The 25,301-nt window shown below is 54.6% G+C and carries 21 protein-coding genes and 4 pseudogenes; 8 read left to right on the top strand and 17 right to left on the bottom strand.

The window, feature by feature from the left end; translation table 11 throughout:
- The 3 genes and pseudogenes from RGCCGE502_RS17055 to tnpC form a co-directional block, all read left to right on the top strand.
- A pseudogene (locus RGCCGE502_RS17055) lies at positions 1-181 on the top strand (IS66-like element accessory protein TnpA); the annotation flags it as partial.
- Positions 178-531 carry an IS66 family insertion sequence element accessory protein TnpB gene (tnpB, locus tag RGCCGE502_RS17050; protein WP_016555427.1) on the top strand — a complete coding sequence of 118 codons (354 nt, stop codon included), beginning with the start codon at positions 178-180 and terminating at the stop codon, positions 529-531. The pseudogene RGCCGE502_RS17055 and the gene tnpB, both read left to right, overlap by 4 nt.
- Before the next feature lie 64 nt (positions 532-595).
- Positions 596-2,247 (top strand): annotated as a pseudogene (gene tnpC, locus RGCCGE502_RS17045) (IS66 family transposase).
- A gap of 515 nt (positions 2,248-2,762) precedes the next feature.
- Here tnpC and RGCCGE502_RS17040 read toward each other — a convergent pair.
- From RGCCGE502_RS17040 to RGCCGE502_RS34540, 3 genes are all read right to left on the bottom strand, one after another.
- The gene (locus tag RGCCGE502_RS17040) at positions 2,763-4,337 is read right to left on the bottom strand and encodes a glycosyltransferase (RefSeq protein WP_016555426.1); all 1,575 of its coding nucleotides are present in this window, start codon (positions 4,335-4,337) and stop codon (positions 2,763-2,765) included.
- On the bottom strand, positions 4,334-5,479 hold the full coding sequence (locus RGCCGE502_RS17035; RefSeq protein ID WP_176705705.1) for a glycosyltransferase family protein: 1,146 nt from the start codon (positions 5,477-5,479) through the stop codon (positions 4,334-4,336). The genes RGCCGE502_RS17040 and RGCCGE502_RS17035 overlap by 4 nt, the downstream gene beginning before the upstream one ends.
- A 710-nt stretch (positions 5,480-6,189) precedes the next feature.
- Positions 6,190-7,044, bottom strand: a complete 855-nt coding sequence (locus RGCCGE502_RS34540) for an FkbM family methyltransferase (RefSeq protein ID WP_016555424.1) — start codon at positions 7,042-7,044, stop codon at positions 6,190-6,192.
- A gap of 335 nt (positions 7,045-7,379) precedes the next feature.
- On the opposite strand from RGCCGE502_RS34540, the gene RGCCGE502_RS17025 reads away from it, so the two are divergent.
- Positions 7,380-8,252 (top strand): methyltransferase domain-containing protein, encoded by an 873-nt coding sequence (locus RGCCGE502_RS17025; protein WP_016555423.1) that lies wholly within the window; start codon positions 7,380-7,382, stop codon positions 8,250-8,252.
- A 126-nt stretch (positions 8,253-8,378) separates the two neighbouring features.
- On the opposite strand, the gene RGCCGE502_RS17020 is transcribed toward RGCCGE502_RS17025, so the two are convergent.
- The 5 genes from RGCCGE502_RS17020 to gmd form a co-directional block, all read right to left on the bottom strand.
- Positions 8,379-9,482, bottom strand: a complete 1,104-nt coding sequence (locus tag RGCCGE502_RS17020) for an acyltransferase family protein (protein ID WP_016555422.1) — start codon at positions 9,480-9,482, stop codon at positions 8,379-8,381.
- A 392-nt stretch (positions 9,483-9,874) separates the two neighbouring features.
- Positions 9,875-10,621, bottom strand: coding sequence for an ABC transporter ATP-binding protein (locus RGCCGE502_RS17015; RefSeq protein ID WP_016555421.1), 747 nt, complete (start codon positions 10,619-10,621; stop codon positions 9,875-9,877).
- Positions 10,618-11,400 (bottom strand): ABC transporter permease, encoded by a 783-nt coding sequence (locus RGCCGE502_RS17010; RefSeq protein ID WP_040674816.1) that lies wholly within the window; start codon positions 11,398-11,400, stop codon positions 10,618-10,620. The genes RGCCGE502_RS17015 and RGCCGE502_RS17010 overlap by 4 nt, the downstream gene beginning before the upstream one ends.
- Positions 11,393-12,517 (bottom strand): DegT/DnrJ/EryC1/StrS family aminotransferase, encoded by a 1,125-nt coding sequence (locus RGCCGE502_RS17005; RefSeq protein WP_016555419.1) that lies wholly within the window; start codon positions 12,515-12,517, stop codon positions 11,393-11,395. Before RGCCGE502_RS17005 ends, RGCCGE502_RS17010 begins: the two co-directional genes overlap by 8 nt.
- A 2-nt stretch (positions 12,518-12,519) precedes the next feature.
- The gene (gmd, locus tag RGCCGE502_RS17000) at positions 12,520-13,611 is read right to left on the bottom strand and encodes a GDP-mannose 4,6-dehydratase (RefSeq protein ID WP_016555418.1); all 1,092 of its coding nucleotides are present in this window, start codon (positions 13,609-13,611) and stop codon (positions 12,520-12,522) included.
- A gap of 440 nt (positions 13,612-14,051) precedes the next feature.
- Between gmd and RGCCGE502_RS16995 the strand changes: the two genes are divergently transcribed.
- The 3 genes from RGCCGE502_RS16995 to RGCCGE502_RS16985 all read left to right on the top strand — a co-directional run bounded on the left by RGCCGE502_RS16995 (position 14,052) and on the right by RGCCGE502_RS16985 (position 16,208).
- Complete coding sequence (locus tag RGCCGE502_RS16995) at positions 14,052-14,750, top strand: hypothetical protein (RefSeq protein ID WP_016555417.1); 699 nt, start codon at positions 14,052-14,054, stop codon at positions 14,748-14,750.
- A 205-nt stretch (positions 14,751-14,955) separates the two neighbouring features.
- Positions 14,956-15,339, top strand: a complete 384-nt coding sequence (locus tag RGCCGE502_RS16990; protein ID WP_016555416.1) for an acyltransferase — start codon at positions 14,956-14,958, stop codon at positions 15,337-15,339.
- A complete protein-coding gene (locus tag RGCCGE502_RS16985; RefSeq protein ID WP_016555415.1) occupies positions 15,339-16,208 on the top strand; it encodes a hypothetical protein in 870 nt (289 codons plus the stop codon). Before RGCCGE502_RS16990 ends, RGCCGE502_RS16985 begins: the two co-directional genes overlap by 1 nt.
- A 209-nt stretch (positions 16,209-16,417) precedes the next feature.
- Here RGCCGE502_RS16985 and RGCCGE502_RS16980 read toward each other — a convergent pair.
- The 6 genes and pseudogenes from RGCCGE502_RS16980 to RGCCGE502_RS16955 all read right to left on the bottom strand — a co-directional run bounded on the left by RGCCGE502_RS16980 (position 16,418) and on the right by RGCCGE502_RS16955 (position 21,852).
- A pseudogene (locus RGCCGE502_RS16980) lies at positions 16,418-17,412 on the bottom strand (KpsF/GutQ family sugar-phosphate isomerase).
- A gap of 342 nt (positions 17,413-17,754) precedes the next feature.
- On the bottom strand, positions 17,755-18,492 hold the full coding sequence (locus RGCCGE502_RS16975; RefSeq protein ID WP_040674813.1) for a hypothetical protein: 738 nt from the start codon (positions 18,490-18,492) through the stop codon (positions 17,755-17,757).
- Between the two features lie 232 nt (positions 18,493-18,724).
- Entirely contained in the window at positions 18,725-19,741 is a 1,017-nt protein-coding gene (locus RGCCGE502_RS16970) for a glycosyltransferase family 25 protein (RefSeq protein ID WP_244441719.1), read from the bottom strand.
- Between the two features lie 80 nt (positions 19,742-19,821).
- A complete protein-coding gene (locus tag RGCCGE502_RS16965; RefSeq protein ID WP_016555411.1) occupies positions 19,822-20,397 on the bottom strand; it encodes an NUDIX hydrolase in 576 nt (191 codons plus the stop codon).
- Positions 20,398-20,740: 343 nt separating this feature from the next.
- Positions 20,741-21,004 carry a DUF982 domain-containing protein gene (locus RGCCGE502_RS16960; RefSeq protein ID WP_019280055.1) on the bottom strand — a complete coding sequence of 88 codons (264 nt, stop codon included), beginning with the start codon at positions 21,002-21,004 and terminating at the stop codon, positions 20,741-20,743.
- Between the two features lie 551 nt (positions 21,005-21,555).
- Positions 21,556-21,852 carry a basic helix-loop-helix domain-containing protein gene (locus RGCCGE502_RS16955; RefSeq protein WP_016555409.1) on the bottom strand — a complete coding sequence of 99 codons (297 nt, stop codon included), beginning with the start codon at positions 21,850-21,852 and terminating at the stop codon, positions 21,556-21,558.
- Between the two features lie 836 nt (positions 21,853-22,688).
- Between RGCCGE502_RS16955 and RGCCGE502_RS16945 the strand changes: the two genes are divergently transcribed.
- A complete protein-coding gene (locus RGCCGE502_RS16945; RefSeq protein ID WP_040674848.1) occupies positions 22,689-23,270 on the top strand; it encodes an alpha-ketoglutarate-dependent dioxygenase AlkB in 582 nt (193 codons plus the stop codon).
- A gap of 273 nt (positions 23,271-23,543) precedes the next feature.
- Here RGCCGE502_RS16945 and RGCCGE502_RS35385 read toward each other — a convergent pair.
- The 3 genes and pseudogenes from RGCCGE502_RS35385 to RGCCGE502_RS39200 all read right to left on the bottom strand — a co-directional run.
- Positions 23,544-24,439: pseudogene (locus RGCCGE502_RS35385) on the bottom strand (porin); the annotation flags it as partial.
- A 247-nt stretch (positions 24,440-24,686) separates the two neighbouring features.
- Positions 24,687-25,037 carry a HEPN domain-containing protein gene (locus RGCCGE502_RS39205; RefSeq protein WP_439332344.1) on the bottom strand — a complete coding sequence of 117 codons (351 nt, stop codon included), beginning with the start codon at positions 25,035-25,037 and terminating at the stop codon, positions 24,687-24,689.
- Entirely contained in the window at positions 24,956-25,270 is a 315-nt protein-coding gene (locus tag RGCCGE502_RS39200) for a nucleotidyltransferase family protein (RefSeq protein ID WP_016555405.1), read from the bottom strand. The genes RGCCGE502_RS39205 and RGCCGE502_RS39200 overlap by 82 nt, the downstream gene beginning before the upstream one ends.
- Between the last annotated feature and the right edge of the window lie 31 nt (positions 25,271-25,301).

Genomic DNA, 25,301 nt, shown 5'->3' with positions numbered 1-25,301 from the left:
ACTGGCGATTACGACGGAGCCGAAGACGGCTACCGATGCTTTGCCGATCGCGGATCCGGTGGCGGCCGCTTCGCAGATCGTGACGGTAGAAATAGGCGCAGACCTCGTGGTGAGGGTTCCCGGCGGTGTGCCGGTTGATCGGGTTGCAGCGTTGGTGCGTGCGATGCGAGGGACGGCGTGATCATCGTGGGCCAACGACTACCGATTCTGATCGCAACGCGCCCGGTGGACTTCCGCTGTGGTCATCAGGCGCTGGCCTTGATGGTGCAGACCGAGTTGAAGCTTGATCCGCATTCGGGGGTGACGGTGATCTTCCGATCGAAGCGCGGGGATCGCCTAAAAATCCTGGTATGGGATGGCACTGGAATGGTGCTGACCTACAAAATTTGGGAACGGGGCAGCTTTGCATGGCCTAAAGTGCAGGATGGCACGATGCGTCTGTCGCGAGGACAGTACGAAGCCTTGTTCGAAGGCCTCGATTGGCGGCGGGTTATGGCGCAACGGGTAACAGCGCCGACTGCGGCAGGATGACTAAGTCGCCCTGTTTTGGCATTGTTTTATCGGGCTTTTCTGCTTCGATTTGCTATGAAGACGCATGTCGCAGCCGATCGATCTCAGCCAGTTCGCGGACCTTCCTCCTGAGGTATTGAGTGCCTTTGCGGCGGTGCAGTTCGAGCTGTCGGTCGAGCGTGCGGCACGTCAGCATGAGCAGGCGGTGGTGGCCGAGAAGGACGCCTTCATCACCGAGCTGAAGGAACTGATCGAAAAACTCGAAGGTCAGGTTCAGGACTACCGCCGTACGAAGTTCGGGCCGAAGTCGGAAAAGCTGGATCCGACGCAGATGGAACTGGCGCTGGAGGACCTGGAGACGGCGAATGCCGAAACACAGGCCCAGATCGCCTTCGTCGAGGAAAAGATCGCGGACAGCGCAGTCGGCCCCGAAAAGGCCGTTGCTCGCAAGGAGCGCAAGGCACGCGCACTGCCACAGGGCCTGCCGCGGGTTGAGCGGGTGATCGAGCCAGACAGCATTGCCTGCCCCTGTGGTTGCGGCAACATGGTCCGGATCTGCGAAGACCGGACGGAACGGCTTGACCAGATTCCGGCACGCTATCAGGTGATCGTCACGATCCGCCCAAAATACGCTTCCCCCAAGGGCCGTACAGGCGTGGTACAGGCCAGGGCGCCGGCGCATTTGCTGGAAGGCAGCTGGCCGACCGAGGCATCATTGGCGCAGATCGTCGTGTCCAAGCATTCCGAACACATGCCGCTGAACCGGCAGGCAGCGGTCATGGCCCGGCACGGAGTGCCGATCGACCGCACCGTCCTGGCCGACTGGCTGGGGCGCACGGGTGGAGCAATCGCCCCGGTTGTAGACCACATGGCCAAACGCCTGATGTCGGAAAGTACGCGGCTCTTTGTCGACGAAACCACGGCTCCGGTGCTGGATCCGGGGCGCGGCAAGACGAAAACTGCTTATCTCTGGGCTGTTTTGCGCGACGACCGCGGCTCGAACGGATCAGCGCCGCCGGGCGTGGGTTCCATTATCGACCCGGGCGTAACGGCGAATATGCCGCAGAAATCCTCGATGGCTTCAATGGCACGATTCAAGTGGATGCCTATGGTGGCTACTCTCACCTCGCCACGCCCAAACGCACGGGCGGCGAGTCGTTGAGGTTGGCCTTCTGCTGGGCACATGGCCGCAGAAAGCTGATCAAGGCAAAGCCGAAGAAGCGTTCGCCCATCGTCGACGAGGCGTTGTTGCGCGTCGCTGCTCTCTACAAGATCGAGGACAGCATCCGCGGTTCTGATCCCGAACACCGCCGGACTGTCCGCCAGAACCTGTCTCGCCCGCTGGTGTACGAGTTCTTCACTTGGCTGACAGCTCAGGCCGCGCGCGTCTCGCGCAAGTCCGACCTCGGCGTGGCCATGGCTTATATGCTCAAACGCCAGGATGGCTTCCGGCTGTTCCTGGATGACGGCCGCGTCGACATCGACTCCAACCTGGTCGAAAACGCGATCCGTAGTCCGGCCATGAACCGCCGCAACGCCCTATTCGCGGGTCACGATGAAGGTGGCCGGAGTTGGGCCCGATTTGCCAGCCTGATCGGCACATGCAAAATGAACGGCGTTGAGCCTTACGCCTATCTGCGCGATCTCTTCACCAGCCTCGCAAATGGTCACCTCGCCAAAGGCATCGACGGTCTCATGCCGTGGGCCTATGCGCAACGGATCAGTGCCTCACAATGAGCTCGTCCGGGACTCCCTGACGTGCTCATAGGATAATCTCCAAGCGCTAGACCAGACCGCCGCTACAGCAAAATCAATGGGGCGGAGACGCCGCATACGGAGAGCCTTCAGGGACACGGCCGGGAACTGCGTTCGGAACAATGTCGGCGAGTGCCGCAGCTCGATCAGCCGCAGCGACCAGGCGCGAAAGTACCCGGCGGACGTCGGGCATGAGTTTATGGGGATGTCCTATAAAGGTCGCGTTGGGCAGCCTTCGGATCAAGCGTTGCCGCCGCCTTTCTTAGGCGGGCAGTTTCGCCACAACCACGATAGTTAGATACATCGCTCCAGCTATCAGAAGCAGTAAACCTGGCCTCAACACTAACAGGTCTCCATTTGATTGTGGCTCCTCAAACCGAAAACCTCTTCGCTAGTGGTACCATGGTCTCAGCCTGCATTGAGATTAGCTGAGTCATTGAGACTTCAGGATGAAGGTGATCTTCTATAGTTCAGTTGGTCACGAATTTGCTACGATACTACTCCTCGGCAACTTTTCGCATCAGGCCGAGATACTCATCCGCAACGGTGGTCCAAGTTCTCATCGACATGCTGTCAAACAGAGGTCGTTGCGCGTTGTATAGCGCGTCGGCGTTGTCCATCCCCCATAGGATCTTCTTCAGCATTTCATCGCGATCTCTGGGGTCAAAGGTCATCATATCGAGCAAACTCTCGTCTTTGATGATCTCAGTGACGACGGGGATCCGGCTCATAATTGAGGGCGTCCCGACGGAATAGCCTTCCGCAAAGGTGAATGGGAACCCGCCCTCGAACATGGTTGGGTTAACGGACAAACAAGACAGACGATAGAGTGCTGCGAGAACGTCGTTTGGCACCGACGGAAGTGAAATGACATCCCGCTCAAGGCCATGCTTCCTAACAATACCCGCGATGCGATCGTTCCCGCTGAACCTCCCAGTGAGCACAAGCTTTACGGGGCGGAAGTGTTCCCGCAGCAACTTCTCGTACGTGATGACCAAGCCTTCGATGTTTTTGTGAGGCCTAACCTGCGACGAATAAAAAAGGAACGGAACATCATCAAACCGGAACCCAGCGAGATAGCTAGGAAGTTGATGCTTTTTCTTTTGAAGATAACTGTGCAGGACGTCCAATGATGCCTCACGAGAACCGTCGCCACGTTCCACGGCACTCGTATCCACAAAGCCATGGCGGATTACCGACACGCGCTCCTCTGGCACATGCTGTCGCTCAACCATGTGGTTTTGCCTGACGTAATCGCTATAGCAGATGAGATGATCGGCAGCCTTCACACTTGCAGATATGCGATCTAGCGCGCCCCTAAACTCTGCAGTGGTGTATTGGGAGGGGTGTTCGTAGAAAACGATATCCGGCGCCGCCATCACTACCTTCCCTTGAAGACCGGAGACTTCTGGCCAAAACATCGAAGGGACATACCACACGTCTATATCTTTCCGCCGATTGACTTTTCCTATCAATCTCTTGAGCTCGCTTTCGCGAACGCGATCAACAATGTTCAGTGACGAAGTGACAGAGAGTTTGAATTCACCGAGCTTCCCAAGGACACGGTGTGAAATCGGGTGCCTTGATACTCTCGGAAGTGTGCGGCTCCCCACGAACGCGGCCGCCAGGAAGATGAGGACTAAAAGTAGAGGGATGGCAAGGATCAACGCCGCTGCGGCTAGCAAAATGCACCCAGCCACAAAAAGCAGGGTCGATCTGGTCGAAAGCCACGAGACCACAAGGAGAAGTAATTGCTTGACCAATCGCTTAAGGCGGTGTTTTCTCGCTTTCGGCTTTTTATCGCGCGATTTGATCTTAGCCAAAACCCGCCAGATCTTGACGATGTATGGCTCCTTCCGCGTGGTGACGATTTCCACGCTACCCCGTGGAACATTCGCATCATCCAACAATGCGATGATCTCCGGCTTGAGCCACGAAGGTCCCGCAAGTGTGACGGAAATGTCGCCTGATTCCGTGGCACCCTTTACGATGAAGCCGATCAGGCGCGCGATACCTTCGTGAGGCACCATCTGCTTTGGGGTAAACCCGAGGAAAATGCCTAATCTCTTCATGCTGCAAACCCTTGAACCATTCGCCAATAATCAGCAGCGTGGCGCTCCCAAGAATGACGAGAAAGGGTCTCCGCGTCTGGCAATGAACGCCTCAATTCCTGGGCTTCGCCTTCCATCGCCTTTAATGCTTCGACCATGCTAGGGACCGACCTAGCGTCAAAATACTTCATAGGGATCCCAAAGCGCTCCCCAATGTAACGCATTTGTGGATAACCGCTGGATAGTGATGGACATCCCATCAATGCGGCTTCGGCAACCGCGAAGGTTCCATTGTCGTAAAGCACTGGATGCCATAAGAACTGCGCTGCAGAGACAATTTTTGAATACTCCTCGTCCGGCAGCTCTCCGCAGAATTCTACGTTTTCGCGCAAGGCACTGGACTCCCGGTATTGTTCCCGGAGATCAGCGATGTACTGGATTTCCGCTATATGTTTTGGAATGGTCTGCTCCGGGTCCAACCAGTGTGTGTTTGGCCCAACGACCTTGACCTTCAATCTCCCACCCATCCTGGTGTAATAGCGTTCAAGCGCATCATAAGCTCGCTTGTGGTTTTTATGCTGTGTCGGGTTCGTAGGCCACACAAAGTGCGAGCTGTACCCGGCATCGTCAGCGGAGTATGTCGATACCGCAGTAGGGTCAAAATCCATGGGCGCCAAATGAACCTTCGCCGCTGGAACCCCTGCATATGAAATCGCGTCCTGCATCGTTTGCGGGGTGGTCACAATGATGGCGTTCGCGCCTCTGACAGTCTGGATGAACGGAGCGTCGATCTTGCCGAGTCCATTTGGCGGGAATATCTCTGGCACATATCGTTGAATGTAGTCGGTAGCGAATACCGCGTAGGGCTTTACCGGAGCCAACGGCAGATCCGTGCGGTCGGAGACAACCAGCCAAAAGTCTGTATCCATCAGGTTGTGGATGCCATCTTCCGGCAAATAATAGCGGCTATGAAGAAGCTCTGGCGACCGATCCTCAAGCTTGTTTATAAACTCAACTTCACGGCCGTCGGTGCGCTTCCAACTGAATTCTCTAACCTCAATGCCTTCCGACAGGACATCGCGGAACTCTCTTTCAACATCGTACTTTTCAGCCAATACTGCAATGCGAACACCGCAAGAAGCGCCATCGCGAGCGCTCCCCATCTTAATCATCCGGGCGATAGTTTTGGTTACCCGAAGAGACCCCCCGCGATATGCTATGGGCAGTATTACCGTTATGTGTTTCAGCATGCTCAACCGTCAATTGCTCCCCATGTTGCGCGATAACTAATGTGGGGAGCTCCTAGGGTCAATCAAATTCCAGCCGCGGCCTATGTAAAGCGACGTCATCTGTTGATTTTCCACCTCTCCTCGCGCGAGCTCGTAAGAGGGGGCGTTGGAGAAAAAAGTAAACGATATGAATGCAAGATGATACGCATCCAAAGATCTCAGTTTCTCTCTTACACCGATCTAATACGGCCGAACAAAGAACGTGATGAGCCTCCTTAGAGCATACCACCCGCTCAAAAAGGAATGCGGCGTCCGACATTGATCAGGCGGAAATATCGATCTTCACCCCGGCATATCACAACGCCTATCAGACCATGCTATTCGGCGCTCTCTGCGAGGTCCACAACGTAGGAGCGATAGCTGGCGCTGTCCCGGCGCTGCTGCCGTTCCTATAGATTCCTTTGCTACACCTTCGCGCGTCAAAAAAGCGCTCTCAGCTTTCTTGACGCGGCCGAGATTTGGCTTTCTGAACGTTGAATGTTACCACCTAGCGTGCGCTAGCGATTGCATTCAGTGTCTCGATGATAGTCGCGGTCTCTGCGCTCATGGCGAATTAACGTCCGTGATAAACCTTTGCATAAGCCCTATGCCTTGTTGAACAGTGCTTTTACCGCTCTGAGAGGAGCTGTTACCCGCCAGCTCGTGGAGCGTTTAAGCATGGAAATCTGCTCTTCTTTCAGCCTGGTGATGGTCGAGATCGTCTCTTCGAGGGCGGCAACCTCTTCCTCGAGAGCAGACCGGCGCTGCTCCTGCTGCCTGAGCGACTCGCGGCTCGCCTGCGCTCGGTGCGCGAAAAGGGTGAGTTTGTCGCGTCGCACGAAGAACGCGTTAGCATAGGAGCTTATGTCGTAGTCATAACCGAGCTCGTCCATTGTCGCCCGTAGCTTGTCGAATCCGATGTGTCCGAACTCGACGCACATTACATGGGGAAGTATCGGGTGACCTTTCATGCCAGCCAAGACGGACAACTCATGGCCTTCGACGTCGAGAACCATAAGATCGATGATTTCCACGCCCGTTCGCGCGATCAAATCGCTCCACGAGATGACCTGTATTTCGATGTCATGAAATTTGCAGCCCTCATCAAGGAGCGCCTGTTTATAGGCCGGATCATGCTTGATGGCGCCGATCGTTGTATCCAGTCCGTACCGGGGATGCTCTACGATCTGAAAATTCAATGATGCCGCTCTGTCCGAAAGGCCAAAATTGAGGTTCTCGCTCCCAGGCCGGTTGGTTAAAAGCTTGTCAAAAATGTGCGGGACCGGCTCTAAGTTGATCCCGCGCCATCCCATGGTCTCTTCGAAGAACCTGCAAGAACACTCGGTCGAACCATCGAATGCCCCGCACTCGATGAATGTTCCCTTTATGCCCACGTCTGGGAAATAGCGTTCGAAAATGAACCTATCGACCGGGGTTTCAAACTGTCCGTAGAACTTCAAGGGGCCCCCGCGAAACGTCGTTGTGAACGTTTGTAAATAGCAAAGATTTCAAACCGGAATCGGTGCTTAGCGCTCAAAAGGCACCACCGATCCGGCGACCATAGAGCACCAAACGAAATCCTACAATCGGGAGCTTTTAACGCGCATAAGCGCCTAGCGGGCCGTGCCGCGATCAAACACGAAGTGGTTGAAGCTAGGGTAACGCGCAGACCCGGGTGGCCATCGATCGACGACTTCATGAATGAGCTTCGGAAAATCGTCCTGCCCGAGAGCGATTGCTTGCCTCGGACCGCACATGATGGCAAATATTGCGCTTTGTGGCATGGAGATGTTTGTTGATCAAACGGTTAATTAGAAAAGGGGTCCTACGGTTAGTTGGTCCCATCGAAGTAGTTGCCCCACCGAATCCGGACAATGCTGACCTCGCAGCAAGGGTAACCGCTCTTGAGGCACAACTCTCTCTTTCGGAGCGACACCACACGCTCTCTTTTTGGGCCGCTCTTGATAAGGTCTATGACATAGCGCTTCAGGACCGGGTGATATCGTGTATTGTTTGCGGCAACTCCTCCAAGCGCGATAGCTACGAGATACTGACGAGCAATTGCATTTTCGGCGGCGGGAAGTTGGAGCGGTATCGCTGCCCTCATTGCGACTGTGTTTTCGGTGCTCAGAAGTTCCTCGATCAAGGCGAGGACATGATCGGCCTAGACTACGAACTTCTCTATTCACGGTATAAGGAAGGCAATACAGTCGAGAACGAAATTAGGACGTTTCACTCGCTGTCGCCAACGACCGAAGGAGCATATGTTAACTGGGGGTGTGGTGCGTGGAATAACACCGTTCCAAGGCTTCGGAGCGATTCTTGGAATGTCTGGGGCTTCGAGCCGTCGGCAGGGGTCACATCGGAATTTGTTATATCCCAAAAAGATGCTTTACCTTCAAAGCTGGACGGTCTCTTCTCCAATAATGTGATAGAGCACTTCCTAAATCCGGTAGCGGAGTTCAAGAAATTTGCCGATTTGCTTCCTCCCGGCGGGCGGATGGCGCATTCATCGCCATGCTACGAGTACCGATACGAGGTTACACGCTTTCACACCGTATTCTTGCTTGGCCGATCGCCCGAGATATTGGCCGAGCGAAGCGGGTTCCGTATGATAGACCGTATCAAGGATGGTGAATATATAAACGTTGTGTTTGAGAAGGTCTGACGGCCTTCTCCAAAGCTTTCAAAAGGCCCACTTCGCGAGCCGGCTAAATGAGGGTCGCTACAGCAATCATCCGCGCGATCCCGGCGGAGACCTACGAGCGCCCATATCTCTTATGCCATGTTCAATTTATTCCGCCGGAGCCAACTTTGTCGGTCGGGCAGCCTTGAGCCACGTTTGGCAAGGCTTTTCAACGAGGATGTGAATTGCGTAGGAAACCGCAATGGCAATCACCGTGGTAGATATGAGGCAAATCGATGCACGATAGCCATTCGCTCTCATCACCGTCAGGATTGAGTAGCCAAAGACACCGTGCACGACGTACAGCGGGTAGCTGATATCCGCAAAGAAGTCTATGATGGCGTTCTTAGGGAAAAACTGCGGGAATGCAAAGGCAAACCAAAACAATAGGTAGGCAAAACCGTAATTGAGCACTGTCTTATCTGTGGGAACGCCTACAGGGTTCACAACGACAAGGGCTGCGAACGTCAGCAGCAACACAAAGCTCAGAAAAAGCCCCTTTCTTTCCGATATCCTTCCTGTCCAAACATAATAGAACGCCGTTCCCGAAAACATGAAAACAATGAACTGCGCGGCAAACAGCAGACGGCCGAGGAGAGTGGCCATAGTTGGAGCCAATACAGTCGCCAGGGCAAAAATCAAGGCGGCCAGAAGAGCTGGTGTAATAAAAACCCTTAGCGACTGTCTCGCAAAGAGCGGAGCGATGAGTGCGCACACAAGGTAGAATTTTACTTCGATTTCAAGTGTCCAGATAATGCCATCGATATTTGTCAATCCGAGTACATCCCTGATACCAGGAAAGAAGTGAGCGACCACGTGGCTGAACGGAAAGGGCCATTCGGCACCGGCTACCCGCACGTTATAAGCGATTGCCGCAAGAGAAATACCGAATCCCACCACGTAGGTCGGCAAGATGCGAAAAGCGCGATGCTTTAAAAAGTTAGAACTGGACAGCTTCGTGAGTGACGCCGGAATTACGAACCCACTGATCAGAAAGAAGATCGCAACACCAAACATTCCCCAGTTGAACAGGGGATGGATAGAGACCCACTCCACATAGATTGGAACGCCATCCGGCGTTGGCTTTCCAGATTTAATGAGATCCGCGACTATCGGTCGATAGAACCAGAACACACCGAGATAGTGGGAAATGACGACGAACACGGCAGCCAGCCCGCGCAAGGTGTTCACGAATTCAACACGCTTTATCATTCAGCGCCCCCATTTCCTGACGCCTCCTACACGCGAAACATGCGGTGGGGAATAGGGACCACGGCCTTGGTAGGGGCATATTGTAGTAACAAACCATATCAGATTGTTTCTCTTCGGCACCACGGTGGCCGGCTTCGGCCGACCCTTTCTCGGTTTCACAATCTGGAGCTATTCACAATGATAGACGAGCGCCAAAGGGCTAATTGCCCTTGAAGAAGCCCGCCTGAGGGTCAGTAATGTACACTCTTGTAAGTGCGAGGGCAAAAGATGTCCAACTAGAACGTAACTGTGAGCGAGCATTCGGCCCTTGTCAGCCGCCGCCATCCACGAGCGTAACGCCACGAGGCCCGTCGGATTGGACATAGACCGAAAGGGTTACTCAATAACCGGTCTCAGACATGGTTCACTTTTTTGTAGTGATTAACTGCGTCCTGAATTTCCCCATCGAAGATAATCTGACCGTGATGGAAGACCAACCCCCGCCTGCAAATGGATTGCAAGGTGTGGAAATCATGTGAAGCCAACAATAGTATTTCGGCCTTCTCTACAAGCTCTCCAATGCGCTTGCGCGCCTTAATCATAAAGTTTGCATCACCAGCCCCAATCACTTCATCCAGCAACAGAATATCTCCGCCGACCGCAGTTGAGATCGCAAACGCGAGGCGCACCTGCATGCCGGCAGAATAGGTCTTGATTGGGTAATCGATGAACTCGCCTATATCGGCGAACTCGACGATCTCACTTTCGATAGATCGCATGAACTTTGGCGTGAGCCCCAGAAGCAAGCCACGATAGAGAATGTTTTCCCGGCCAGTGGCATCGGGCTCGAATCCGAGGCTTATATCGAATAAAGATCTGACCGTACCCTCAACAGTTCTTCTACCCGACGAAATGGGATATAGCCCCGCCACCATCTTGAGGAACGTGCTTTTTCCAGCACCGTTATGCCCAAGCAGCCCCACTCGCTCGCCCGGAACAATGCTCAAGCTTACATCCTTCAATGCATGGATGTCCGCGATTGCCTGCCGCGCTCCAGGGCTCTGTACCAAGGATGCGAGCATTGTCTTCAGGGAGCGTTCTTTGAAAGCGACGGAGGCATAGTGAAGATTTACGTCGCTCAACACAATCTTGTTTGTCATAGGTAAAAGATCACCCGCTTTTCTGCACGTCTGCCAACAACGATTGTGACGCCTGCCAAGATGAATGCAGCAGCGAGGCACCACAAATAGTTGGCGGCGGTCGGCCATTCGCCGTGAAGTAAGGGGGCGCGAACGATTTGAAGCAGATGATAGATTGGATTATAGTCGAGCAGCACGTGAAGGTTGCCGTTGCGAAATACTGAGGCCTCGAAATAAACCGGCGATACAAACCAGATTGCTTGAAGAATGAGCCCAAGCGCGTGCGGCAAGTCGCGAAACCTTGCCGAAAAGTAGGCCATCATTGTCGCCCACGGCCATACGATCATTCCGATAAGCGGGAAAACGGAAAGCGCAGCAAGCCAACACCATCCGAAGTTTTGCGGCATGACCACCAGTACCCAGCCGATTAAGCTTACACCGGCGAGGGCGAGTATTATCATCCCGGACAGGACGTTTCGCAGGGTGTAGATCGCCAGCGGATGCCGGGTCTGTTTTATGTACGCATCCGCCTGGACAAACGCCAAAGCACCGCCTGTCACGTTGAAAACGATATATTCCCAGATAATTACGCCGGAGAGAATGTATGGCGCGTACTCTGCGATCGAGGATTTGAAAATTCGGCTGAACACGATTGAGATAAGGATGGTCAAACCTAGCGGCTGTAGCATCGACCAGAATATGCCAAAGAACGACCTTCTCCAACGTGCCCTAAGATCAGACATCATGAGATGGACCCAGAAATACCGGGCCATCCATATTCCCTTTGCGTAATCAAGCAAGTACTTGCTCCGCCCGTTCAAGCTGCGGTAGATTAAAGAATTCGCATACCGATCCACAGATGTGATTAAGTTGCTCGTCTGTGAGACCCGGGTAACTAGGCAAGTTTATGCCTCGAACGCTCAAATTCTCACCGATCGGCAGCACTTGATCTGTCCGGCAATGCGGCATTCGGTGCGCCATAGGAAAGAATGGTCGAGTCTCGATTTTCCGTTCGTTTAGATGGGAACGCAAAGGATCTCTCACCTCTGCTTGATCCAAGATGAGCGAACACATCCAGTAAGAATGCGTGACATCGCCGACGGGAGCATGAGTACGTGCGGGCAAGCCGTTGAACCGCGCCGCGTAGTATTGAGCGATCTTGGATTTCCGCTGCAGGAAATCCTCCGCGAGTTCGAGCTGGGCCAAGCCGATCGCCGCTTGTATGTTCGTCATGCGATAGTTGAATGCCATCATATCGTGCCAGTATTCGCGCATGGGCGAAACACCCTGGCTCTTCAGTCGCCGGCACTTCTCCATGACGCCGTGATCGCGAGCCAAGACCATACCGCCTTCACCCGTCGTTATTGTCTTGTTTCCGAAGAAGCTGAACGTTGCAGCATCACCAAAGGTGCCGACATGTTGTCCCTTCCATCGCGTGCCAAAGGCTTCGGCACAATCTTCGACCAATAGAAGACCGCGGCGATGACATATTTCAACGATCGCATCCATATCGCAGGGATGGCCATACAGATGGACAACCATTATCGCTTTGGTTCGCGGGGTAATTGCCGCCTCGATCAAGACAGGATCGACTTGGAGCGTGGCATCGAGCGAATCCACAAAAACAGGCCGCGCGCCCGTCTGAAGTATTGTGTTGACCGAAGCAATGTACGTGAAGCTGGGAACGATGACTTCGTCTCCCGGCCCTATGCCCAGCGCCTCGAGAGCGAGGTGAATAGCGACAGTGCCATTTGACACTGTTGTCGCCGCTTCCGCGCCGACATAGTGCGCGAATGCGTCTTCAAATTTTGAAATGAACTGGCCCCGTGACGAGATCCAACCCGTCGAGAGACATTCGTTCACGTAGGCGGATACGTTTCCGCCGAGTTGGGGCTCATATACGGGAATACGGGACATAACTACTCTTTGCGAAGAAACGATTCGTAGCCGCTTTCAGCCAGGAACTTTTCGCGCTGTGCGCTCTTCAGGTCCTCGGCAGCCATTTCCTTAACAAGCTCGATAAAGCTTGTCTTGGGGGACCATCCGAGTTTTTCTTTCGCCTTGGATGGATCACCCAGCAGAGTCTCTACTTCCGCGGGCCTGAAATAGCGAGGATCGACAGCGACAATACAGGCGCCTGTCTCTGTGTCGTAGCCCTTCTCATCGACACCTTCACCCTCCCACCGGATAGAAAGGCCGACTTCCTTGCCAGCAAGCTCCACGAACTCCCGCACTGAATGCTGTTCACCGGTGGCGATGACAAAATCCTCGGCTGCCTGCTGCTGAAGCATGAGCCACTGCATCTCGACATAGTCGCGCGCATGTCCCCAGTCCCGGAGCGCATCGAGATTTCCCAGGAACAGGGTCTTTTGGGATCCTAGTTTAATTCGGGCGAGCGCACGCGTGATCTTGCGCGTCACGAACGTTTCGCCGCGATTGGGAGACTCATGGTTAAAGAGAATCCCGTTGCAAGCGTAAATTCCGTACGCTTCGCGGTAGTTCACGGTGATCCAATACGCATAGAGCTTAGCAACCGCATAAGGCGATCTCGGATAGAAGGGCGTCGTCTCTCTCTGGGGAACTTCCTGCACCAAGCCGTAGAGCTCTGAGGTAGACGCCTGGTAAAAACGGGTCTTCTTTTGCAGACCGAGGATCCTGATCGCTTCGAGAATTCTCAGTGCTCCAATGGCGTCCGAATTGGCCGTGTATTCAGGCTCTTCAAAGGAAACAGCAACGTGGCTCTGGGCAGCAAGATTGTAGATCTCGTCTGGTTGAACGAGCTGAATGATCCGCGTGAGGCTCGATGAGTCGGTCAGGTCGCCATGATGCAGAGTCAGATCGACCCCGACATCATGTGGATCGTGATAAAGGTGGTCGATTCGATCCGTGTTAAACAAGGACGTTCGGCGCCGAATGCCGTGAACCGAATATCCTTTGTTAAGCAGGAACTCCGCCAGATAGGCTCCGTCCTGACCAGTGATCCCGGTTATAAGCGCCACCTTCTTTGTCATCTTTACTCCGCAGTAGAGGGCGGGTCCGCATCTGTTGGCAACCCTTTGCCGTGACTTTGGACAAACATCGCCGCGCCGCATTTTGGGGTGCTCTATATCGTCTGATATCGCAGAAGTCGACTCCCAACTCTTCCTGCCAACTAAGTGCAACCTTGAGTCCCGGCAAAAGCAGTGGAAAAGTGAACTCACGGATATAGAAGCCTTGTGCTGAGGTACGTCAGATGCATGGTCCTAGCGCAGGGCGGGCGTTCAGCGCGCGGTAGCGGTTATTGCCGGAATGCTATTCCGTGCATGCTTCTGCAGTGGGAGGTTGAGCATCTCCGACGGAGTATTTTCGTGAATTGCTTATACACAAGCCTTCACGCCGGCGATCTACTCGTCTATTAGCTTTGCAATCCTTCATCGTCCACCTTCCCCGAACCAATGCAAGGAGAACACGTATGGCGGAACTGTCGGTCTATATTGGTTGGGATTCCCGCGAAGATATTGCCTATCAGGTGGCGAAGGAATCGCTGCTCGAAAATGCGTCGATCGACGTCGACGTTCATCCGATCAAGCTGCAGGACCTCGTTGACCGCGGCGTTTATACGCGCTCTGTAGATCCGCTTGCCTCAACCGAGTTCACCTATTCTCGCTTTTTCACGCCGTGGCTGGCCGATTACAAAGGCTGGGCCTTGTTTTGCGATTGCGATTTCCTGTTCTTTGGCGACGTCGCTGATCTGCTGCAATACCGCAATGAGGATCAGGCCGTTGCTTGTGTCCACCATGACTACACGCCAAAGGAAGGTGTAAAGATGGATGGAAAGATCCAGACGACGTACCCGCGCAAGAACTGGTCGTCGTTCATGCTCTTCAATTGTGCCCATCCCTCCACTCGCAAGTTGACGCCGGAACTAATCAACGCTGAAACTGGTGCGTTTCTGCATCGCCTTCAGTGGGCGGCTGACAGCGCAATCGGGGAAATTCCGGAAGAGTGGAACTGGCTGGAAGGCTGGAGTTCAAAGCCGTCGGCCGGCTATCCCAAGGGTGTTCACTACACCAATGGAGGTCCGTGGTTCAAAAACTGGCAGGACGTCGATTATGCGGAGAAGTGGCTCGACAAGGCGCTGGCGATCGATCCTCAGTTTGGGCCGGTGTGACATTTGAATCTCGGCTATCTAATCAAACTTCGCTGGATGCTTTCGCGGCGCTCCGTACGCATCGGTAGAGGGCCGAATATGCGCTATTGGGCTCGCTTCCGAGGCAGAGGGCCAATAGAAATTGGCGACAGGTTTACTACCCGTTGCGGTGTTGTCATCGATGCACAGAGTGGGCACATCAAAATAGGAAATAATGTTTCCTTAAATGACTACTCCATTCTGTTGGGTCATGGTGGCATTTAGCATCGGTGACAGCGTGCGCATTGCCGCACACGTCGTCGTAGCTGCATTGGAGCACAACTACGAAGATCCGACGATCCCGATACGCGAGCAATCCATCAGGAAAGAAGCTATTGTGATCAGTGACGATGTATGGATAGGCGCGGGCGCCAAAGTGCTTGCGGGCTCAAATATCGCTCGTGGTACCGTTATTGGGGCGAACAGCGTGGTAAAGGGCGCAACGGAACCCTATGGTGTGTATGTGGGAGCGCCCGCGCGCCTTGTAAAATCGAGGATGGAAAAACAAAAAACCAATGATCGCCAGGTTCCGATGCAGGGGTTTAGGCAGCAAGATGACACGCAAGGTTGATGATGAGTAGCCCTGACCTCAGCAGTTCAGATGCAACGTACACAGTTCCCTCAGGAATCGACTCGGAAGACTGGCGATCGTTTTTTGTCGGATATAGTAACATCGTCCTGGTTGCTAACAGCGACGAGGTTGACATCAATGAGCTTGTCTCCCGATTTCCGGAGACGACGCTCTTCATTTTCTTCAACAAGGTTTACAAGGTCCTGAGCAAACCGTTCACGCGCAGTGCCATTCTGGTGTCGCGAAGCGGTACATTGGGAGCAAACCTCGTCAAAAGCGGAAAAGTATCGAGGGTTCTCCAATACTTCGACAAAGATAGCTTCCTCGGGATCATCAATATGGCAATTGGTGATCGCGAAAAGTTTAGCCCGGCTTCCGAGTTTGGAGGTGTGACGGTCAGGCATTTGGATCTCACCGCCGTATTTGCTCCGTTCTATCCGACGACTAGTTTTCCGACGAGCGGATTTGCGCTGTGCTTCTGGCTCGCCAACCTCCAGCTTCCGGCAACAATCACCCTGGCTGGCTTCTCGTCAAAGCGAAGTGAGCGTTATCAGGTGCTCGACGTTCATGACTGGACGTTTGAGCAGGTCGTCCTGCGGCTAATGTATCGACGTGGGAAGATCGACATTCTGGGCCGCGAGCGTACAAATCCTTATGCCGACCTGTCAGAACACTTTCCTGAATACTCTCCGGGCGAAATTGCACTGACGGCGAACGAGGTGCTGTCGGAGCGTCTCGTGAATCTGAGCTCGATCGTCGACAGGTTGATGCAGGTGACGAGGTTCCTCCGTTTCATCGATAGAACTTACAAGAAACTAAAGCCTAGGACGCGTAAGCAGCGGCGATGGGACGCAATGGAAGGGAAGTAAATGCTCATGCTGTGCCATACACGCGGTCACCATTTGCGATGGAGGCGTACACCGACGCAGCCAGAGGCAATCTATGAAGAGCTCGACGCAAGATCCTCGTAGCGACCTCCTCCTTCGCTGACTATTGGAGAGATCAACATGCGAGCTGCAGTTCAGCATATGACCCGAGCAATATCCTCCCCGACTGTAGCCACCGTTCCGCAACTCGGTCATACAAGTCCGATCCTAAGGAGATCATGAAAGTGCACGAGCCCGATCGGACGGTTCTCGTCATCGATGACGATAAGAGCTCCGATGCTATGCTGATTGAGGATCGCCAGCGCCGCAGTCACCAATAGCGACGGCTTCACCGTTTTCGGCGTTCGGGTCATAATATCATCGACTAGCAGCGCGGAGAGATCGCGCCTTAGATTCCGAGCCAGGTCTCCCTCCGTCACAATGCCGCAAAGACGGCCGTCATCCTCTATGATTCCAACGCAACCGAAGTGCTTGCGTGAGAGTGTCGAGATGGCCTCCGGGACAGACGTTCCTCTCGCCACCAACGGTACGCGATCGCCCCGTGCATGACATCAGCGACGTGGCGGAGGCTCGCACCGAGCTTTCCACCAGGATGAAAAACATGAAAATCCCGCGCCGTAAAGCCGCGTTTTTCCAAAAGTGCGATTGCCAGCGCGTCGCCCATAGCGAGCTGCATCAACGTCGACGTCGTAGGAGCAAGTCCATGCGGGCACGCTTCCGCCTCGTTAGGCATCAGCAAAATAATGTCGGAGGCTGATGCCAACGATGACTTTTCCGAGCAGGTGACGGCGATCAGTGGAATCGAGAAACGGCGTGCATAGGAAACGATGCCCCGAATTTCGGCGCTTTCCCCGCCCTTCGACAAGGCAAGAACAACATCGCTCGGGCCGATCATTCCCAGATCACCATGATTGGCCTCAGCAGCGTGGACGAAGAAGGCTGGCGTGCCCGTCGAAGCCAGCGTCGCGGCGATCTTGACCGCTATATGACCACTCTTGCCGACGCCGGTAACAATAACCCGACCGGTAATGCCGCTGATTGTTTCGACCGCACGCTGAAACGGGTCTGCAAGTCCGCCGCCCAAAGCACGCTCCAAGGCCTCAAGTGCGCGTCTCTCTGTGCCAAGCGTCCGCTTCGCAGACTCCAGAACGCCATCTTCGATGACACTTAGTGCTGCCTTGATCATGGATCCTGTTGTTACCGGTTTTTACCGGCCATGTCTATTTACCACGGACAGTTTTGACGTCTTATCCCAACCTGTTACATCAGCACCTGAAACAACAGGCGTTCCGGGACGCCATTCCGAGGCAAACAGAAATGTTCAGCATGCTACATGGGAGCGTTTTCGATAGCGGTCCGCCGCAAGCTTACTGCCCGCATGCTGCAAGTCGCCGGGGATCGATGAATCGAGTGTGAATACTAAGCCAGATGTGAAGAATACTTGTCGCGGCCATGTCCGGAGAGGCGCGATCCGAGGCCGCATCTGTTTTGCGCTCCGGCGCGACTGGGTAGACTGTGTGCGAAAAACCTAGCGCGATCGCGGCTCCCAAAGAGGCAAGTCGATCGATTGCGCCACGTTTGGATCAGCTGTGAACACTGGCAACCGTCGCTCGCGAAAGATCCGCAGGGCTTGCAGATCCGTTTCCTGATGCATGCGGGAGAGATCAAGTGAGTTGTATTTGTGGCCCTTGGAGAGCGGGTCGATGGCAGTGAGGACCACGTTTGCTGCGCCGCTTGCTAAAGCAAGCGCCGCGCCGACAATGCCGTTTGACCACTTGGCTTCCCCTTCGAGTTCCAGATTCAATTTTCCTGTCATTCGATGCATGAGGGCGATCCTCTCATGGCGACTGATCAGGGACAGCTCGTCGTAGCGATAATCGAAAGCCTGGAGTCCATTCACGAGCCGCTCCCGCTCGTGTCGCCAGTTGAGAATACAAAGAAGTCCGGTTTTCTGATGCTGCAATACGCGGCGAACCTCGACTGCCGCGGGGTTGAGGCCTTCAACCTGATTGAACTGTATCAATGTCACATCAGGCGGCTGACTTAACCAACCCTGAACCGCCATTTGGGAGGCGTTTATGGTCAAAACGCGAAATGAATCGTCCCAGCCCCGGGGTTTGGTGGAGACGGGCGCGGAGCCAGAAACTACGACCGTCTTCCCGAGAAAGTCGCGCTCAAAATGCGTAACTCGCGGCCCTGCCAGCTGATACCGAACCCAGCGTGTAACATAGCGCCTAGTGCGCGCAAGCCCCTCGACATCCAACATGCTGTGAATTCCTATCAAATTCCAGGCAAATCCATTCCGCGATAGATCGTTGAACACACCAACGTAAAGACAAGCAGGGTTGACACCTCAGTCGTCATTTCAGCTCAGCAGATGGGGCCCATGCGCCTGGCATTAACCTGTCAAGAAGAGGCGGCCTGTCACCGAGGGGGTATGGTGTTGGTCATAACGTCGTTGCGCGGTTGCTGGAAGAGTGCTGGAGCAACAGCATTGATTAGCCGGAAGTCAGCGCGAGATCGGGATCTGGCGCAAAGCTTGACCGGTCGATTTGTAGCGGGCGTTTTTCGCCGCCGAGCCACCCCCTGACCAGATTTCTCGCCTTGATACTTTCAAGATAGAGCCGCATCACATTCTTGCGCAGCCTGCTTTGCGGCAAGAAAGCTCGGTCAATCGATTTGCGCAAAAATACGGACCTGTTGGCGCTGCCGTCAAGGAACTGCATTTGGACGACTGGCGTTGGTTCAATCTGATAGGCTTTCAACCACGAACGGTGCCAGAAATAGGCATCGACCAAGGCGTAATTTTTCGTATCCTCCAACATTTTTGCAGCAGCTCGGGGTCCGATCACATAGGCAGCGTTGCCGACGCGGTTCTGAAAAATCCGCGTCGCCCTATGGATACCGTCGCTCCAAGAAGGTGATCTTGCAAGAATATGCGGGCGAGGCGCGAACTCGAGATCGTAAACACAGTCCCAGTCGTCGCTGCGGGCTTTGATGCTCCTGATCGCATCGGAAAAGCTCGAGGATAACACCGCGTCGTCTTCAAGGATCAGGGTTCGTTCGTTCCGCTCGATGACGATTTGCCAGGCAATCCTGTGCGAGGTGAAGCAGGCGATGTCCTCGCGCAACGTTGGACTTGGCCAGGTGTTTGCGGCGGCCTGGCATTCTTCCATAGAAAGGTCGCGTGCTTCGAACGCATCCAGAAACTCGAAATCCAGTCCCATTTTTTGCATTTGTTGCAATTGAAACTGTCGTCTTTTTTCCTCGCCTGTTCGGCTGATAATGAGGATCCTCACTGCGCCTCCGTCAGATCGATCTTTACGCCGGACCTTACATGTCGGATTCAAACCCATCAATCCATGTGCCCTCACAAGCGCAACCAGGCCGAGCCCGACAGCGGAGCAATCCTTTGATCCATAAAACTGCGGGTAGTGTCTGAGAACCCATTGATTTTGAATGCCAAAGCAGCAATTCCGAGAAATCTCGGTCGACAGATCACCGTCTTCAATCATCACACAGGGTTACTTCGTGCAACTAAAGTTTCTCAGTCGGACGCGGCACTCGGCTGCTGCGTAAGTCGGTCGGTGATTCGTCAATTCCGCCGCGCACCCCTGGGTGTGAACTCCACCAGCATAGACTTGAGCGCAACTTCGCGGACCCTGCGCGCTGCTTCGTCCGGTGATACCCATGCCAGAACGCGTTCCCCACGTTCCTCGAACGTCTCGTACTTCTTTTTGACTTCGATCTGAAAGACATCAACTATACGGGGCACGACCTCGCCGTCGCCCAGAAGCTTCAGGTACGTATATCTGCCAACCGGCTTCTTTCTGACCTTCCCCCTCACTCCTGCTTCTTCCCACGCTTCGATTGCTGCAGCCTCATGTGGTGCTTTGCCTTCCATGGGCCATCCCTTTGGGATGATCCAGCGCCCGCTGTCGCGCGATGTGATAACCAGAATTTCAATCGTGGAACCGTCATCCCTATAGCGGAAGCACAAGGCGGCACATTGTTGGCGGAACTTGCCTGCGAATAGTTTCTCTGGCTGGGCAGCAAGGCGTTGCAGCAGATCTTGGGTCTGGCATTTCCCGTCTTTGCCGATTTTTTGTTGGACGTCATGAATTGCGTAAAGGCTAGGGAGCAGAACAAGAAAGGCTTTTTTGAACGACATGACACTTTTTATTGGTGTACGGTATGACGTTTGCTCTCACAAGCACGGTTTCAATGTACGCTCGCGTACAGGCTTATTGAAATACGAGCTCGCGACTATCTTTGGCGTCTCCGTCGTCGCGAAGTAGAACCGGGTCTCGAGGCGAAGATGACTTGATCGCCGCACGACGAGGCTGAATTCGGCTCCGAAAGCCGGCCTGAATGCCGACAACGGCCATGTGTTCCAGCTTTGATAGAACGTGATGACCATGTGAGCAAGTGGCTCGGCGCCGCAGGCCGGTAGCGGCCTTTCTGGCGGCGTCCCGGCTTGCTCGTAGCCGTCGAAAAGATTGAGAAGATCGAGATCAATGAACGACTGTTATCACCGGGATTCCAGCCTCTTCAGCTGCCCGGATGAGGGCGGAGCGCGCTTCATTGGGCGATAGCTTCCCATGGATTGCTTCGAGACATATCCTGACAGCAACGACATATTCCTCGCCGTCATCACTTGGCCAAATGCCAATCAACGCCTCGGCGACATCACCAAGAGTGCTGATCAGCCTGTATTTTTGCGGAGCGCCCATTACAAGCATCAGAGGGGCAAAATCGCCATGTCTGTGCCAAATCATTACATTCGCCCTTCGCTCGCCTTCATACATCGGTAACCTTGCAAGATCCGTACCGGGCGAACTGCCCGCTTCTGGCCGCTGCTCCCGCTCCGCGAGTAGTTCTGAATAGAGCAGGGGCACCTTCACGTGTTCTGCTCATCACGAAGAGATGAGGGATTAAAGACGCAGGCGGCGGTTTTCCTGCCCGAAAAAAACAGCCTGCGAGTGTTGGTGGTGGGGTGGAATGCACTGACTATGAAATGAGCGGATACAACAGCCTGGTGCAGCTTCAAATCTGGCTTTTGGAACGGGGACATGTTGGCCGGCCGCTCGGTCAACGCCGCTTTCCGGGGCGGGCGAATCTTTAGACACTTTGAAACGTGATGCGCAATGAAGCTTCAACGCCCACCCTGGGCTCTCCAAAGCTCATGGTTTCCGCATGAACGGCACTGCCCCGTGCGCGGCACGAAAGCTTCTAAATCCACCCGGCCTTGCCAGAACAGGGTTCGATGCGACGAGCGCTCGTATGGGCGGGCAGGTCGCGGCACAGGCGTAGACATGCGTGCTGTTTCTTAATGGATCGAGAAGGAGGCGAGGGGGTCGCCACGGGCGCTATATACTTCAACAACAAGTTCGGTCGCCTTTTTCAGGATCTTTCCGGCGGCGGCTCCGTCGCTCTCGATAAGCAACGGCAGTTCGTCACGGATTGTCCTGAACATTTCTTCTACAGACTCATAGAGTTGATCATCCCCCTCGTATCGAGGCTGTTTGCGAATCTTGTCGAGCACACAGATCAACAGCTCGCAGATCTGATACCTCTCTTCGATCGTCATGCCATTGAATGAGTCACGCACCCGCTTGTCCCACATTGATGTTCATCAGCCCGAGGGACCGATCGTCTCAACGGGAAGGAAAACCTTGAACCAGCGCGATCTCTGGTGTTGGGCAGAGGCCACGAAGTAGCGCCGGGAAGCCTTCGACGGGATAGGGCTGGCGATCGAAGACCTCCCGGTGTCCTGCCCAATCACACAGCGATTAGGGCAACTGAACTTTACGCGCAGGACGAAGATCGGCAAGTTGGACGAAGGTCCTAAAGTTCTGGCGGCCAACGAGGGAGATCAAGAGTGCACGGCGTGTCGAGGGGAGGCTCATCAACTCTGGACTGTTTTCGATGAGGACGGGCCGGTGCTCCCGCGCAACGCCAATTTCACGATTTGCGCAGCTGACAGGTCCTATGACCGACGGGCGACGTCCGGGTTGCACCTTCCGGGAGATGGTTCGCAAGCGCGCGATGATTTAACACCAGCCGCAAAGCTGAGCATTGTCAGGATGACCAGCTACTACGCCGCGATCCATGCGAGCTAACCTTGGTTTGAATACCGGCTTCTCAGGAGGTCCAGTATGCGGTCACGAGGGATCTCCGATCTCTATAGTGGACGCGGCTTAGCAGAAAGGCGCATAGTCCGACAGTGAACGCTGGCTTTGGTGGCGCAGTCTGAGCAACGCCAGGGGCTCCGTAGCGCAAGTGTTCAAACGCTTGCTGCAGACGAGGTCTAGACCGTCAGGGGCAGCTGCGAAGCTTAGGTGCAGGTTGCAGATAAATGACAGCCTTCCTACATGTTGGCTAGCGGATACGCCCGTGCCATCAGTTTAGTGCCCCGGCGTTTTCCGTCGCTATATTTTGCCAGCCCAGCTTCTAGTCGGGATTATCTTGATTCAGCACGACCTCTTTGGAGAACCCACAACGACCGGTACGAGCTTACCAACTGGCTTCCGGTATGCGCCGGAAATCCTCTCCAAAGATGCTCAGGATGAGATTCTAGAGACAATCCGCGCTCTTCCATTCAAGCCTTTCGATTTTCATGGTTTCGAGGGAAAGCGGAAGGTCATTTCATTTGGATGGAAGTTCGACTTCGACAGCCAGACCTTGCGACCCGCCGATCCGTTTCCCGATTTTCTCTTGCCGGTTCGCGAGATTGCTGCGAAGTTTGCTGAAATGGAGCCAACTAAGCTCCAGCAGGCGCTCATCACTGAATATTCACCTGGCGCGCCAATTGGCTGGCACAGGGACAAAATGACGTTCGGCCGTGTGGTCGGTGTATCGCTCTTGTCTTCATGCACATTTAGATTTCGCCGACGTATGGCCGGCAAGTGGGAGCGAAGATCTATCAGCGCGGCGGCTGGGTCCGCATATCTTCTCTCAGGTCCCTCGCGGACGGAATGGGAACATTCCATCCCTCCGGTTGAACAGCTGCGATATTCTATTACCTTCAGAGAACTGGCGTAGTCGCGCAAGCTGCGAGTGTCCGGTCACAGGTCATCAAAACCCGCGGGCGTTGAGAGCGTCACTCGCCATCGGCCGAGGCTCGCAGCGTCCATCTCCAAGTTGTCCGGGAGCGGTATCCGCTCACTTCGATCCCATGAATGGGCTTCGAAGCCGAATACGGCACCGACGTGCCGCGTCGCATCAAATGGAGCAGTAAAACAAGAACACGTTTGACCGATGGGATTGAACGGCGCCCCAATTATGAGGGCGCCGGCAGGAATCAGAACGAGCGCTGAAACCCTTGGTTATGTCGTCAGCGTCGTCAGGATCAGTGTAATCGGCCGTCGCCTTGGCATAGAGGTTGTCAGCAATCTGATAGTCAATCGTGATGCCGACCTTCCATGCGTCGCCCAAGCCGTCGAACGAGTCGCCACTGAAAGTACCGAGATCAGGCACGTAATTGCCGAAGTACTGGGCCATCGGAGTGATGGTCCACTTTTCGGTGGCCTTGTATGCGTACTCAGCAGCCACAGTCCATTACGACTGGGAGTAGTAGGAGTTCGGGCCAGAAGCATAGACAGCTGCCAGACGGAGCGTACCCGGACCGATGTCGGCAAAGAGCATGCCGCGAACGGCACCGTCTTCGTTGTCGGTGTCGTAGCTGCCGATGAGCTGGTAGCTGATCGATCCGGCTTTGCCGCCAATGCCGAGGCCGACACCGACATTGTTCGGGTTTTCACCGGGCTTGTAATAGCCGTCTTCCAGCTCGTCGACGGTGATGCCAGCGTAGAAGTCGCCGCTTTCATACTGGTAGCGATGTAGGCCGAGTCCAGGATCGAGTTCGTCTCGGCATTGTCACCATTGTTACGTATCACGATCACCCCGGTGAGCGGGCCATATTCGGTGTCGCTCTTGGCCGTAAACTGCACGTGGGCGCGCGTACGAGCGTTCCAGTCCGAGGTACCCTTCTCATCCGGGCCGGCATAGACTTCAAAACGCAGGTAACCGCTGACCTTGAGGCAGGTTTCGGTGCCAGGGATGTAGAAGTGCCCAGTGCCATAGGCGTCGCAGACGCGGACGTATTCAACCGGTTCGGGTTCTGCTGCAACGATTGTATCAGCAGCGAAGACTGGCGTGGACGCAGCAGCAAATGCCGCGGCGGAGGTCAACAAAGCCATCCGGAAAGTCATTGGGATCCATTCCCTTTCGATTGAACCTGGGCCCGAGGGCTGGGGCCGGTCCGACTGATTTCCTCTCGGCCCGCGCAGAAGCTAGCCGCTGACGCGAGCCTTTTATTCTTGTTTGAGTCGATCAATCTCGAAGTTCAGGTGGGTGGCGCCAAACGGTTTTTTTGATCGCCAGACGTTGCGCTTCGGTAACAAACTCATCATTGGTTGAAGCTGCTACGCCCATCCTGTGGCAGTGGGCGTCGGCAAACTACTCGTCGGACAGATGTTCGAGGCAGACTATTTTGACAACCTCCTGCAGGCTCCTGACCCGTGCCGTCAACCAGGCAAGTTCCTCTGGCGTGATTTCGTATTGCGCGGAGTATCTGGCTTCGACGTAGGCGCGAGACAGCAGCTCGAAGCATCGACGCGCAAACCTGCTGTCCCTCGGCCAGGCCGCAATTAGGCGCGGCTCCACTCCCTCTGCGCGAGACCGCAGCACCTTGATGCGATGCGACTTCGGGCTATAGAGGGTGAGGGTCAACAATGCGCAATGATAGGCACGTTCGGTGGCTTGATGGAGCATGAAAGCGCCATCGCGCCAAATTTCCCTTCCAAGCATAAGTTCGGCACCAATCCCCAGTCGCCACGCGCGAACGAGCCATAGAGGACCACCTTGAGGATCTTGCCGGCCTTCTTCTTGTCGGACAGTTTCGTGGACTGGAACTGCTGAACTTCGGAGAACACGATCTCCAGCACGCGGGCCAGTTCCCGCCGCTTCCGCTCCGGCAAATGCTTGATGTGGTCGGTCAGTGTCAAAGCAGCGTCAAAGCCTTCGGTGTGAATCGCATCCATCGTAGCGGTTCCATGGTCATTTCGCACTTAT

This window comes from Rhizobium grahamii CCGE 502, assembly GCF_000298315.2.
GTDB classification, from domain to species: Bacteria; Pseudomonadota; Alphaproteobacteria; order Rhizobiales; family Rhizobiaceae; genus Rhizobium; species Rhizobium grahamii.
Note: the sequence above shows the minus strand (reverse complement) of the source record. Positions and strands in the feature narration are given on the sequence as shown.